A 12,956-nucleotide genomic window follows, 5' to 3' on the forward strand; every position below is an offset into this window, starting at 1 on the left:
TATCAGAGTCGGGTGATGATGCGCCTGAGCATATGCATGAACACAGGAGCCTCCTCCGGTGCCAACGCTGCCGCGATGTCCTCGGAGAGTTGGCAGTGCAGCTTATGGTGCTCCTCGAAATACCGCCTGCCATCCACGGTGAGTCCCACCTGTATGGAACGACGGTCCCGCTCATTGGGTTTACGCGCCACAAGTCCGGCCCTCTCGAGCCTGTCCACGAGGACTGTCAGCGCCCCGGTGGTCACACCGAGCTTTTCCGCCAGTTCCTTCATGCGAAGGTCTCCGGCAACACCGAGTACCTCCAGCGTGTGCATCTGGGGCAAGGTGATGCCCGACTCGCGCACGACGCCCTGTTCCCAAGAGGAGAACCGCTCGTAGAACTCGACGAGCAGCGATGTGAGCTCCTCCGTCTGATCCATAGTCACCTCATTGCCCCCGCACCATTCCCCGGTCGCTGAACGCAAGGGATGCCGACAGCAGCACTACGAAGATCGAACCGACATTATGGAAGACCGAGGCTGCTATGGGTGAAAGCAGTCCATACGCACTTCCCATGACCGCAACCGTATTGAACAGCAACCCGAGGGCGATGTTCACCTTTACGATGCGGAGCATACGCCGCGAGAGCCCGATGAGGAAGGGGATGTTGCCGACCTCATCGCGGGTGAGTGCCATTCCGGCAGTCTCCAGCGCCACATGCGTTCCCGCCGCCCCCATGGCGATGCCCACGTCGGCACCTGCCAGTGCCGGGGCATCATTGACGCCGTCACCCACGAAAAGCACCCTGCGGCCCTGAAGTTGCGCATCCCTGATGATGTCGAGTTTGTCTTGCGGCTTCAGCCCCGCCCGGTGCTGGACGATGCCCACGGCTTCGCCAGTGCGCCGCACCGCCTCGTCATGGTCGCCGGAGAGGATGCCCAGCGTATGCACCCCCAGACCGCGCAACGCTACGGCCATGTCCCGTGCGCTGTCGCGTACGGTGTCGGTGACGGCGAGGACGCCCATGGGCATGCCCTCAAGCGTGACGACAAGCGGTGTCACGCCCTGCCGCACCATGTCGTCATGAGCCTCACGCAGTATTCCGGGCAGGAGGTCGACACCCCCGGCGAACGCGGCACTGCCCACAGCCACGACACCTTCCGGGCAACCGGCCCGGACACCGAGCCCCTGTTCCATCAGCACGCATTCCGCCACGACAGGCTCAACGCCTTCCGCGGATGCGGCGTCGACCACCGCACGTGCAAGCGGATGCGTACAATGGCGTTCGACACCCGCCGCCAGGGCCAGCACCCGCTGCCGCGTCATGCCCTCGACCACAGAGACATCGCGGACACATGGTTTGCCAAGGGTGAGAGTTCCCGTCTTGTCGAAGAAGGCCGCGTCAACACGGGACAGGGCCTCAAGATGCCGACCTCCCTTGACGAGGATACCCTTCCTCGCAGCGCGGGCGACCGCAGCCACCGTCGCTGTCGGGGCGGCCATGAGAAGGGAGCAGGGGCACCCCGCCACAAGAACCGCGACGGCCCGTGACGACTCGCCGGTGATGAACCATGCCGCAGCAGCGCAGACCAGCACCAGTGGCGTGAACCACTTCGCGTACCTGTCCACCAGCCGCGCAGTCGTGGGTTTGTGCTCTTCGGCCTCGTTGACCAGTCGCACCACGCGGCCCAGTGTCGTATCTTCCCCCACATGCTCCGCAACGATCTCTATGACACCGTTATAGTTGAGGGTCGCCGAGAACACCCTGTCACCTGCGCCACGGTCACGGGGTACAGGCTCACCTGTCACGGTCGACTCGTCCACCGCCGTCACCCCCTTCACGATGACGCCGTCAACGGGAATACGCTCACCGGGCCGCACGAGAAGGAGGTCGCCGGGGCGGACGGTATCGAGAGGCACCTCGACGGGGGTATCACCGTCCAGTTTCGTCGCGGACTCCGGGGTCATCTCCGCCAACGCACCGATGGAAGCCCGCGCAGCGTCACTGATGGCCCCTTCCAGCAATGCTCCAAGCGTCATGATGAAGCTGACGACGGCTGCGGTCAGGTACTCGCCCTGCAACAGGGCGCCGATGATGGCGAGGCTCACCAGTTCGTCCACGTTCACGCGCCGCTGGCGCAACCCGTTGATGGCCTCCCTGATGATGGGCAACCCGTTGAGTCCCACCGCGGCAAGGGCCATCGCCTCGGCAAGCCATTGCGGCTGCATGCCGCCGACGCCCCACAGGTACCCCGCAAGGGCGATGCCACCGCCACCAAGGCAGCGCATGAATTCCTGTGTATCCAGAAGTTCCCGATAGGTTCCGATATGCGCAAAACGTCCGATCATGCCGACTCCTGATATTTTTTATGCATGAAATCTTTGATACAAAAATACTTTGCAATCAAGATAAAATAACATCTTATTTATCAGCAGGATAAGAACATAAGCCTCTTGCGACGCACACAAAGATCACATCAATCCGTGTCCGCACCAGCTCAGGCAGAGCCAGCCGCCCCCTGCAGAATGCCATGGCCTTGACATCGGCCCCATCAGGCAGGATGCTTGGCAGCATACGATACATGTCAGGAGCCTCACGCTTGCCGACCTCTTCCCATTCCGCGACACCGCGCCCGCCCTTCATGGGGCTGACACTGGCAGACGCCCTGAACATGGCCCCCGCCATGCTCTGGCACATCGACAGTGCCTACGGCGAGATCACCTTCTGTAACGAGCACAGGCTCACCGGGCAAAGCGACGCCCTGCGGCTCATGCTCAAGGACCCCCGCCATGCCGCGTCCATCGCCCACCCCGAAGACCTCGACGCCTGTACGACGGCCCTGCGTTCCATCAGGGCGCTTCATCCGGTGTCGCTGCTCTTCAGGGCACGCGACGACGATGGTGAATGGCGCTGGCTGGTGATGCTGGGGCACCCCGTGCCGGAAACGGCGGGCAACTATGTGGGTCTGCTTGCCTGTTGTGACGGACTCGCCACCACCCTGCTGGGGCGGGGAGGCGAAGTGCCGCTGGCGCAGAGCATCGAGTTGCTGGACACACCCGTACTGCTGGTGGAGTTCGCAAGCCGCAAGGTCGCCGCAGCCAACACGGCAGCCCGCAACCTGCTCGGCTATGCGACCCCCGACGAGTTTCCGCCGCTGGACATGTTGCTGGGCAGTGCGGGAACACCCTATCGCAACAGCATCTTCGAACAGCTCATCTTCAAGGCTTCGTGGCGCGGGACTCTTCCCCTTCAGGACGCACAGGGCCGCGCACTGGCGTGCTCGCTGCACCTGCGCCCCCTCGCCCGTGAAGGGCACAACTACCTGTGGATGAGCATCGCGCCGGTGGCCTCGGCACCCGCGCCTTTCACGCGCTTCGACAGTGGCATGGCAGCCGCGGCCGAAGCACTGCAACTGGCCATAGACACCCGTAGCGCACTGGAGGCGATGCTCACCCACCAGCCGGAGGCGATGCAGGCCGAAGGACTGATGCTCTCACGCATCTATCCCGAAGAGGACAGGGTCGAGGTCACCGGGGTGGGGACGCCCTTCGCGGGCATGGAAGACAAGGCAAGCTATCCCTATGTCGGTTCCATTGCCGAGAACCTCGTCCAGTACGGGCTTGGACATCTGGTCGTCGAGGAGACGACGCGCAGCATCCGCCCCATCGACTGGGTGCTGTTCATCCCGCGCAACGTCCATTCCTATTATGCCGAACCATGGTTCGAAAACGGCAAGCTGCGCTACGTGCTCATCTACTGTTCCACTGCACCTGCGGCCTTCCCTCCCGGCGGAGTCCCAGCCTGCCGGGACATGCTGGCTCGACTTGCCGACACGCTGAAACGTCTGGAAGGCAACGCCCCCTGACCCTCGGCAGAGGATGAACCCCCTACATCGATGACGTCTCCGGCGTAGGGGGGGGCAGATGCCAGCCCACAGCCGGACAGACGTCGGGAATCAGACCAGCCTCTACTCGATCATTCCAAAGGCCATATCTGGCACTGCCAGTTATGGCCTTTTTTGTTGCAGAACATTGTCAAACCACACCCGATGACCTAACGCTGGTTTCAAGAACCTTGCACACACAACATCGTAACAATCTGGTTGGGCCAGAATGAAACAGAAAGCGGCACACACGGCATCCGAACAGATCATGAAGCTCGTCCATAGCCTCGGACTCACTTCAGGAGAGCGTCTGCCCGGAGAACGCGACCTCGCCGAACGCCTCGGCTGGAGCCGCAATACCGTGCGCGAGGCCATCTCGGCCCTCGCAGCCCGAGGGCTGGTCGAAATACGGATGCGTAGCGGCGTCTATCTGTGCGACTCCGGCCCGGACGCCATCTGCACCGGCCAGAGAAGCTGCGGCGACGCCGTGGACGCACTCACGGTGCTGGGTCCCGCACTGGTGGAACGCGTCTGCACGCGATGCACCGACGACGACCACGAACGTGCCGAACGGGTCACGGCACGGCTGGGCAGGGCCCTTGTCGACCGCAACCCGCACGACGCATGGCTGGGCCTGATGGCCTTCTACGGCGGTCTCGCCCAGAGCACCGGCAACGCCCTTTTGGAGCACAGTGCCGAGGAGGTCGCCACGGCGGGCCTTCGTGCCTGTGACGTGCTCGCGGGAAACGAACTGCCGCACGACGCCCTTCAGACGTTCTTCGCCGCGCACGTGGAGATGCTCCAGGCCATGCGCCGCCGCGAACGGATACAGGCGCGGCAACTCGCCGAAGACAGCCTGACGGCCTTCGGCAGGATGTTGCAGGTGGCGGGGTATGCCCCGCAGGAGGCAACCCATGACGCGTAGGGATTTCCTGCGCCTGCGGATGGGTGGAGGACGCTCCGCAGACGCGGAAGCACGTCCCGTGAGACAGGCACACGCTGGCGGGGCCACTCCGCTGCGTGACCTCTATCTGCGGGCGATGCAGGCCGGGGTCGATCCGGCGACCATGACCCCGGAGGAACTGGCAGGAAGATTCGGTTCAGAGGCAACGTCTAACGACGCGCACGGCGGATAGAGAAGCGCCGGGGCGACCGCCAAGTCAGGCCCCGACGCAGATGGCCGTCGTCCGCAGGGGAGTACCCGATGGACATGGACAGCAACGGTACACTTTATCTTGAGAGCCGCAAGCTGGTCAAACGGTGGAGCGGCCCATGGCCCGCACTGATCAATACATTGATCATGGCGGTGTTCTTCTACATCACGTGGTGGATTTTCCAGGACCCGCGCGGCGTGTTCCGCATGTACACGCCCTATGTGGGCTACATGGTCTGCCGCTGGATGCTCATCCTCTTCATCTGGGTGGCGTACATCTTCGACTTCTGGCCGTTCAAGCGGTCATGGCTCGAGCGCACCCACCCGCTGGTCAAGGGGCTCGTGCTCACACTGGTGAGCGTGGCGGCGATGGTCATCGTCATCAAGGGCTTCTTCATCGAACTGCTCGGCAACTACGGCATCGCCTACTTCAACCCTGAACGGTTGCAGGCCATGGGCATCACGCACTTCTATGCGCTGGAATACGCCACTGAAGCCATCATGATGTTCGCCGCCATCGCCTCGTGGCTGTCGCCCAGCTGGGTGGTCGCCTGCGAAGGCGCACCGTGGAACAAGCTGAAGCAGCCTGCCAAGGGCCTCACCATCATGGTGGTGACGTTCTTCCTCAGCATGATCGTCTACTTCGTGACCATGCACTCGCACATGGCCATCCTGTTCTACCCGTGGCAGCAGTACACGGCCATCACCCCGCCCTACTGGGAAGCCTTCGCCAACACCGTGTCGGGCAACTTCCACATCGCGTGGATCATGTGCTGCACCGTCGTCGTGTGGCAGTTCGAGACCATCTGGGAACGCTACCCCTTCAACCTGATCAAGACCGACTGGCTGCGCCGCACCGCGTCGTTCTTCGGCATCATCCTCATCGCGCTGGCGCTGTGCTTCTTCCTCTACTACGCACAGGACCTCGTGTGGGGTGAGACCATCCGCGGCACGCGTCGTCTTGCCGCGCCCGACTGGCGCTGGCTGCACGTGGGCGAGATGGCCATCTTCTGGCTGGTTCCCACGCTGTTCCTCAACTTCTACTGCAACAACTGGCCCAACAACTTCAGCCGTCCCGTGCGCGTATGCCTGCGCACCTTCCTGACGGCGGCACTCGCCGTGCTGGTGTACGTGGTCTACTACAAGACCGCCCACCTCTTCCTCGGCACCCAGAAGGGCTTCTCGCACCCGCAGCAGTTCCCCATGATCCCGATGATCTGGCTGATCAACATCTTCCTGATCAACGTGTGGTTCATGGACGGCTGGCCGGGCTGGAAGGCCGTGCCCCGCACCGCCGAAGAGATGCGCGAAGTCGAAGAGGAGAAGGTGGCGAGCGACGTGAAGTGGACACCCGCCCTCGCACGCGGCCTCGCCGTGGGTGTGGCCTGCGGTGCGGGTCTCTACGCCATCGTCATCGCCATCCTGCCATGGGTCGGCAAGACCGTTGAAATCATCAAGTAAGGCCCGGGAGAACGACATGAACGACAACAAGATAAGCCGTCGCGACTTCGTCAAGGGCGTCGCCACGGGCGTATGCGCCGGTGCCTTCGCCTCGATGGGCCTGTACTCGTACACCCAGTCGGCCTACGACAGGCTGCCCAAGGTCCAGCGCAAGTTCGAGGACTTCGGGGCCTGCCGCAGCGTCAAGGTCATCAACATCTCCGAGACCAGCTGGTTCAACAACGCGCACCTCATCGGCGACATCCACGACGCCGGGGGCCTGCTGGTGAACCAGTACACCCTCAACTGGGCCCCCTTCGCCAACGGGCAGGGCAAGGCCAAGGGTTCATACGATTCGGGCCTTGCCAGCATCAAGGACCTCATCCCCAACGACCTTGAAAAGGCGTGGGAGATCCAGAAGAAGCTGGCCCTGCACCCCGAGAACCCCGGCGGCTTCTCCTGCCTCATCGAGGTGGAGGAACTGGACGGCACCAAGCACAAGTACCTGCTGGACACCGGCTGGTCGTACGACTGGATGGAGAAGAGCTTCAAGCGCGAGGGCATCGACAAGATGCTCCAAGCCCGTGAGATCGAAGCCCTGTTCATCTCGCACGAACACTGGGACCACTTCTGGGGACTGCCCGTCACCATGAAGTACGACAACCGCATCCCCCTGTACGTGCACGACGGCTTCTACAAGGAAGGACTCCAGTACATCAAGGACAGCGGCTACAAGGGTACCCCGGTCATCCAGAAGGAACCCATGCGGCAGATCATTCCCGGCATGGCGGTGCTCAAGTTCGACGTGCCCATCATCAACCGCGTGTTCGGCGAGACCTCGCTGGCGTTCAACGTCAAGGACAAGGGTCTCGTGCTCATCTCCGGGTGCTGCCATCAGGGCATCCTGCAGATGGCCGACTTCGCCTACACCGACCTGAAGTACGACAACGACAGGTTCTACGGCATCTATGGCGGTCTGCACATCTCGCCCTTCGAGGACTGGGACCCCAAGTACGACGACCTCGTCATCTCGCTTGCCAAGTGGAACTTCGAACGCATCGGCTGCAACCACTGCACCGGGCACCTCACCGCGAAGAAGTTCATCGAACGCGGCTACCCCGTGGTGCGCGGTACGGCACGGTTCAGGTCGTCGTCCCCCGACTACCTCGGCAACGGCGACACCATCACCTTCTAACGCATGAGGGGCGGGGCTTCGGCCCCGCCCCCTTCCGGAACGCCGCATGAACACCGACTTCTTTCTCCCCCCCGGTGCCGACGGAGTCTCCCCCGCACACCTTGCCCGTCTTGCCGCCAACGCCCTGTCCGCCGCCTGCCGCGACGCCCGTTTCAAGAAGCTCACCGGCTGGCGCGGGCTTGCCCATTGTCAGGGCGGTACAGGGGCCTTCACCTGCCGCATCGCACCCCATCAGGGCGTGTTCGGCATCGACTGTGAAGGGGTTGAAAGCAGGACAGGGGCCGTGCTGCTGCGTTGCGGCATCCACTATTTCCCCGACCCCGATGAGGCGCTGTGCGACACCCTGCGCCTCGACGCCGCCGTCGCCACCCAGCATGCCGACTATGCCACCGCCATCCGGTCGTTCGTCACCCTTCCGGCCCTGCGCGGGCCATTCCGCATGGGACGGCTGGACGTGGCCGCCGCGCCAGACGGTACTTGGCTTCTGCTGCGCACACAGGCCGAAGAACGCAGACGCGTCATCGCCGACGAGGGCATCGGGTCGCCGCAGACAGGCTGGGCCGTGCGCCCCGGCGAGACCGAAGAGGACATGCCAGCCCTCTCTCTCGCACGCCATGTGACGGATGTGGTGGCAGCTGCCGTCACCGCCTGCACGGGCACGCCCCCGCGCTTCTTCCGCCGGGCGACCCTGCCCGCCTTCATCTCGCACCGCGACGCAGAGGGTGCCCTGTACCCCGTCACCACCGACGATGCCAGCACCGTGGCGGATACGCTGGCATGGGGCGACATCAACGCCATCCCGTCTGATACTCTCGCCGGAGAGGGCCAACCCTGCCTTGAGGTGCGCGCCGCCGACGCGCCCGACGCACCCCTGCCCGAAGACCGCAGGAACGCACCCGTATGGTTCGCGCACGACCTTGAAGCACCGCGCTGCACGGCCCTCTTCCCCCGTCTGGCCGACAGACGCCCCGCCCTCGTTGTGGTGGGCGGCTTTCTGGGTTCGGGCAAGACCACCTTCCTGAACAACTGCATCGAATACCACCGCGCCCGCGAACGTTTCGTCGCAGTCATCCAGAACGAGGTGGGGGCAACAGGCGTCGACGCCCGTCTCATGGGCGACGGGGCCGAGGTGCTGGCCCTCGACGAGGGATGCGTCTGCTGCTCACTGGCGGGCAGCCTTGCGGGTGGCATTCGCGCCATCACCGCCGACTTCACACCCGAGGTCATCCTGCTTGAGACCACCGGCCTCGCCAACCCGCTGAACCTGCTGGCTGAACTCGACACCCTGCGTGACATGGTGCGCCTCGATGCCGTGGTCACCGTGGTGGACGCCGCCAACATCGTGCCCACCCTGCGCGACAGCGACATCGCCCGCGACCAGATTCGCGGGGCCGACATCATCGTCTGCAACAAATGCGACACCGTCGATGAGACAGGACGCGCCGCCCTGCGCGCCACCCTCACGGGGCTGAATGGCAGGGCCGCCCTGCACGAGACCAGCTTCGGCCGCATCCATCCCTCGCTGTTCATGGCGCTGGAAGGCGAACGTCCGCCGCGCGGTCTCATGCCCGCCCCGCACGGTACGCACGCCACACACGCCGACGAGGGCTTCGCCGCCGTGCGGCTGTTCTTCTCCGGTACCATTGACGAGGCGGCACTCGCGCCCCTGCTGCAGCAGTGCCCCGGTGCGCCCTTCCGCATCAAGGGCATCGTCCGCGTCACGGATGACGAGGCCCCGCGCCTCGTCCAGTGCGTGGGGGCACGATGCGAGGTCGAACGACTTGATGGCGGCTTCGAGGGCACGCCCTTCCTCGTCTTCATCGGACGCAACCCGGACGAGACCGCCTTGCTGGAACACTGGGCCGCACTGGGTGCCACTGCCGAACCCCCTGCACCGCAAGCAGAGGCAGACACGCAGCCCGCACAGGCCACGAAGTCGGCATCGGGCGGACAGTCGTCCGACGCCACAAGAGGATGCCATGACCATCATTGAACAGGGCGGGCCACTCATGTGGCCCCTGCTGGGGCTTTCCATCCTCGCCTGCGCGGTCATGCTCGACCGTGGCATCGCCCTCTCCACCTTCGGCTTCCCGGCCAAGGGATTCCTCTCGGCACTCACCGAAGCCGTGCGGCGCAGCGACGCCACGGCCTTGCGCGCCCTGTGCGCCGACCTGCCCGAAGCGCTGCGCCCCTTGCTGGACGTGCTGTTCCCCACTACGCCACGCCCCGACAGGGAACGTGCCGTCCGCATCATGGGCGAGGCGGTCCTGCATGAACTGACGCGCCGTGTGGGGGTGCTCGGCCTCGTGGTGCGGGCCGCGCCCCTGCTGGGGCTGCTGGGCACGGTGCTTGGCATGATATCGACCTTCTCGACGGTCGCCGCCTCCGGCGGGGGCATCGACATGGCGGGACTCGCTGCCGGGATATGGCAGGCGCTCATCACCACTGCCGCCGGACTCGGCATTGCCATTCCCGCGCTGGCGGCGCAACACTGGTGCAACCAGCGCATCGACGCCGTAGCCGAGGCCCTCGAACAACTGGCCGATGCCGTCGAAGCCCTCGAACGTACCCCTGCCGGTCTTGCCGACGCAGCATCCCCCGAGGCGCGTGTCCTGCCCCTTGAACGTATGAAGGCGGCCCAGCCCGCCCCGCGTAACGGCACCAGCCCCGGTGCCGCACCAGCCCCCACCCTACCCGCCGCCGGGCAGTCCCATGCGCCACGCGACTAGACGCGCCTTCTCGCGCCGCATGGCCGAAGAACCCGACATCACCCCCCTGCTGGACGTGGTGTTCATCCTGCTGCTGTTCTTCGTGCTTGCGGCCACGTTCACCGTGCGCGGCATGGACCTCGACCTGCCGCCCGCGCAATCGGGCAAGGCCGTTTCCGGCAAGGTCAAGGAATTGCGCCTCGACAACCGGGGCACGCTCACCTGTGACGGCGTGGTGCTTGGCGAGGAAGGGCTGGTCGCCCTTGTCCGCAGCAACGCCGACCATGGCAGGGGCACGGGTGCGCGCCTCGTCCTCAAGGCATCGGGAGAGGCACCGGTCGCCGCGCTGTTGCGGGTCGTCGATACGGTACGGGCCAATGGCGGGCAGCAACTCGTCATCGCAACGTCCCCCGCGGTAGCGGGCGGCAGTGACAGCCCCGACACACCATGACCCCCGCCGAACGTTTCGCCGCCTGCCTTGCCGTGTCGGGCTTCGTGCATTTCGTGGCTACGGGGCTGCACGCCACCGCCGACCCTGCAACCTTCGAACGGGCGGTCTCCATCGTCTGCGACCTCGCACCACCGGAAGCCGTCGTCAGATTCGGAGACGCCACCTTCACCGGAGAGGCGGACGCGACCGACGGCAAGGCCACCGAGGATGAAGCGCGCAAGGCCATGCGCCGCTACCTGCATGACGTGAGCGACGCCATCCACGCCCGTCGCCTGACCACCCCCGGCACCTCAGGCTGTCTCGGCACGGCATGGGTGAGTTTTGCCATCCTCCCCGACGGCAGGTTCATGCAGGCAACACTGACCACCTCGTCGGGCAACCGCGTGCTTGACGGTGCGGCAGTGGAAGCCGTGCGCCGCGCCAGCGGTGCCGTGGCCCGTCCGCGTTCCACCGGAAGCGGCACCATCGCCCTTGTCCTGCCCGTCAAGTTCCAGTTGGGACTGTAGCCACAGGGCGTTGTCGGGCAGCCCCATCCGCACCCCCGTCGGAACGCATCGCCATCGCACTGGCATCCGTCACCGCCCCGCACCGGGCCATACCCGGCAGCGCAGAGACACACCCCGCAGCGCAGAGACACGACGCGACAGCGCCGCCCGGTTCACCGGACGGCGCTGCGTGAGACGACATTCCCCGCAGGGGGGTATGCCGTGGCAGGGCTATTTCTTCTCGGACGCCGCGGCCTCCTTGCGGGCCTGCTGGCTCATGTGGCAGGGACGGCATCCTGTGAACTCGGGATGCTGCGCCGCCATCTTCTTGTGGCAACCGTAGCATGAGCGGTCGGTGTCCTTGGCGTGGTAGGCCACGAACATGCTCATGGTATCGCGTTCACGGGGGCCGGGTGTGGCATGGCAGTCGTTGTCCGTACACGACGCATAGGGCTTGTCGGGCGCGGGACTGTCATGATGGCACTGTTCACAGGCGATGTCCTTGTGCGTGGTGTGGTTGAACATCACGTGCATCCGCTTGGAGGTGCCATGTTTGAGTTCTATGGCCTTCTTGGGGGCCTTGGCTGCATCGGCGGCGTTGCCGACCAGCGCCGACCCCGCCATGAGCAACGATACGGCAAACAGGGAGATGACCAGGTATCTCATCAAGGTACTCCTGTTCAATACACATTCCAGAAGGATGGTCTGAGCGGACGCAGTTGCCTGCGCGCCGCCACCATGTCCAGATGCATCATGCCCAGCGCCAGTGCGTCCAGATTGGGGACGGCCTCGCGTTCGCGCAGGTCCACTGTGGGGCAATAGCTCTTGCATCGGGTACACCAGTCCAGTCTCTCGCCATGGGCGGCTTCGCTTTCCCGCAGAATCTCCATGGTGCCGCTGGCGTCCTTCCCGCACGAGGGACACGCCCCCCGCAGGAACTTCCAGTCTGCGCCGCACATGGAGCAATGCAGATGCTTCTTGCCGCCGCCACCGGCGAGGTAGGCGTTCTTTTCGTCAAGCATGGGCCTGTCCAGCCAGCCGATAGTCGGAAAGGCACCGCACACCGGGCAATAGCCCTCCTGCCATGCACCGCCCTCGTCCCACGGGGCCTCTCCCGATTCGGGCATCGACACGGCGACCAGTGCGTGCAGCACCGGAGACAGCACGAACCCCGTCACGAAGGTGAGCACGTCGGCGTCCACCCCACAGGCTTCGGCGATGGCATCGGCAGACCTGCCCGCCAGCATCGCTTCGGCCAGCGCATCACGGGCATCCTCGCGTCCCGGTTCGACAGGACACAGAAAGAACGCCTGCAACGCCTCCATGTGGGGTGCCACCGCCTGCATTCCGCCCATGAGCGGCAACAGTACGCCTGCGACATCACGCATGGGTGCCGCGATGCCGGGCAAGGCGACTCCCGCCAGCAGTGATACCCCCTGCCGTGCGCGTTCGCCCTCAAGGGCGGGCAGGTGCAGCCCCGCATCACGCAGGGTCTGCGACAGGGCGACGGTCATCGACTCTCCGGCCGAAAGCAGGGGTTCGAAAGCCCGCAACACAGGTTCGAGGACAGGACGGCGCGCAAGCACATCCTGCACGGTTTCCGCTACGTTCTGGCAGTTTGCGGCCATGTGAAGCTCCACGGGGGCTGGAGGCAGTGCCTC

13 protein-coding genes are annotated in these 12,956 nt (G+C 64.8%); 9 read left to right on the forward strand and 4 right to left on the reverse strand.

Going from position 1 to position 12,956, the window contains the following annotated elements:
• Window positions 1-2: 2 nt before the first annotated feature.
• Complete coding sequence (locus DVU_RS13110; protein WP_010940065.1) at window positions 3-419, reverse strand: MarR family winged helix-turn-helix transcriptional regulator; 417 nt, start codon at window positions 417-419, stop codon at window positions 3-5.
• A 7-nt stretch (window positions 420-426) separates the two neighbouring features.
• Window positions 427-2,328 carry a heavy metal translocating P-type ATPase gene (locus DVU_RS13115; protein WP_010940066.1) on the reverse strand — a complete coding sequence of 634 codons (1,902 nt, stop codon included), beginning with the start codon at window positions 2,326-2,328 and terminating at the stop codon, window positions 427-429.
• A 251-nt stretch (window positions 2,329-2,579) separates the two neighbouring features.
• Between DVU_RS13115 and DVU_RS13120 the strand changes: the two genes are divergently transcribed.
• The 9 genes from DVU_RS13120 to DVU_RS13160 all read left to right on the forward strand — a co-directional run bounded on the left by DVU_RS13120 (window position 2,580) and on the right by DVU_RS13160 (window position 11,316).
• The gene (locus DVU_RS13120) at window positions 2,580-3,845 is read left to right on the forward strand and encodes a PAS domain-containing protein (protein ID WP_014524571.1); all 1,266 of its coding nucleotides are present in this window, start codon (window positions 2,580-2,582) and stop codon (window positions 3,843-3,845) included.
• 247 nt (window positions 3,846-4,092) lie between these two features.
• Window positions 4,093-4,788, forward strand: coding sequence for a FadR/GntR family transcriptional regulator (locus DVU_RS13125; RefSeq protein ID WP_010940068.1), 696 nt, complete (start codon window positions 4,093-4,095; stop codon window positions 4,786-4,788).
• Window positions 4,778-4,999 (forward strand): hypothetical protein, encoded by a 222-nt coding sequence (locus tag DVU_RS13130; RefSeq protein ID WP_014524572.1) that lies wholly within the window; start codon window positions 4,778-4,780, stop codon window positions 4,997-4,999. The genes DVU_RS13125 and DVU_RS13130 overlap by 11 nt, the downstream gene beginning before the upstream one ends.
• A 68-nt stretch (window positions 5,000-5,067) precedes the next feature.
• Window positions 5,068-6,477 carry a hypothetical protein gene (locus DVU_RS13135; protein ID WP_010940069.1) on the forward strand — a complete coding sequence of 470 codons (1,410 nt, stop codon included), beginning with the start codon at window positions 5,068-5,070 and terminating at the stop codon, window positions 6,475-6,477.
• Between the two features lie 16 nt (window positions 6,478-6,493).
• Window positions 6,494-7,651 carry an MBL fold metallo-hydrolase gene (locus DVU_RS13140; protein ID WP_010940070.1) on the forward strand — a complete coding sequence of 386 codons (1,158 nt, stop codon included), beginning with the start codon at window positions 6,494-6,496 and terminating at the stop codon, window positions 7,649-7,651.
• Between the two features lie 46 nt (window positions 7,652-7,697).
• Window positions 7,698-9,644, forward strand: coding sequence for a CobW family GTP-binding protein (locus tag DVU_RS13145; protein ID WP_010940071.1), 1,947 nt, complete (start codon window positions 7,698-7,700; stop codon window positions 9,642-9,644).
• The gene (locus tag DVU_RS13150; RefSeq protein ID WP_010940072.1) at window positions 9,631-10,380 is read left to right on the forward strand and encodes a MotA/TolQ/ExbB proton channel family protein; all 750 of its coding nucleotides are present in this window, start codon (window positions 9,631-9,633) and stop codon (window positions 10,378-10,380) included. Before DVU_RS13145 ends, DVU_RS13150 begins: the two co-directional genes overlap by 14 nt.
• Window positions 10,364-10,810 (forward strand): ExbD/TolR family protein, encoded by a 447-nt coding sequence (locus DVU_RS13155; protein ID WP_011791660.1) that lies wholly within the window; start codon window positions 10,364-10,366, stop codon window positions 10,808-10,810. Before DVU_RS13150 ends, DVU_RS13155 begins: the two co-directional genes overlap by 17 nt.
• Window positions 10,807-11,316, forward strand: a complete 510-nt coding sequence (locus DVU_RS13160; RefSeq protein WP_010940074.1) for an energy transducer TonB family protein — start codon at window positions 10,807-10,809, stop codon at window positions 11,314-11,316. Before DVU_RS13155 ends, DVU_RS13160 begins: the two co-directional genes overlap by 4 nt.
• A 210-nt stretch (window positions 11,317-11,526) precedes the next feature.
• Here the strand turns inward: DVU_RS13160 and DVU_RS13165 are convergent, their stop codons facing one another.
• Together DVU_RS13165 and DVU_RS13170 are read right to left on the reverse strand one after the other, a co-directional pair.
• Entirely contained in the window at window positions 11,527-11,961 is a 435-nt protein-coding gene (locus DVU_RS13165; RefSeq protein ID WP_010940075.1) for a formate dehydrogenase subunit gamma cytochrome c-553, read from the reverse strand.
• Between the two features lie 14 nt (window positions 11,962-11,975).
• Window positions 11,976-12,923 carry a formate dehydrogenase accessory protein FdhE gene (locus DVU_RS13170; RefSeq protein ID WP_010940076.1) on the reverse strand — a complete coding sequence of 316 codons (948 nt, stop codon included), beginning with the start codon at window positions 12,921-12,923 and terminating at the stop codon, window positions 11,976-11,978.
• Window positions 12,924-12,956 lie beyond the last annotated feature (33 nt).

The sequence above is a fragment of the Nitratidesulfovibrio vulgaris str. Hildenborough genome, assembly GCF_000195755.1.
Lineage (GTDB): Bacteria > Desulfobacterota > Desulfovibrionia > Desulfovibrionales > Desulfovibrionaceae > Nitratidesulfovibrio > Nitratidesulfovibrio vulgaris.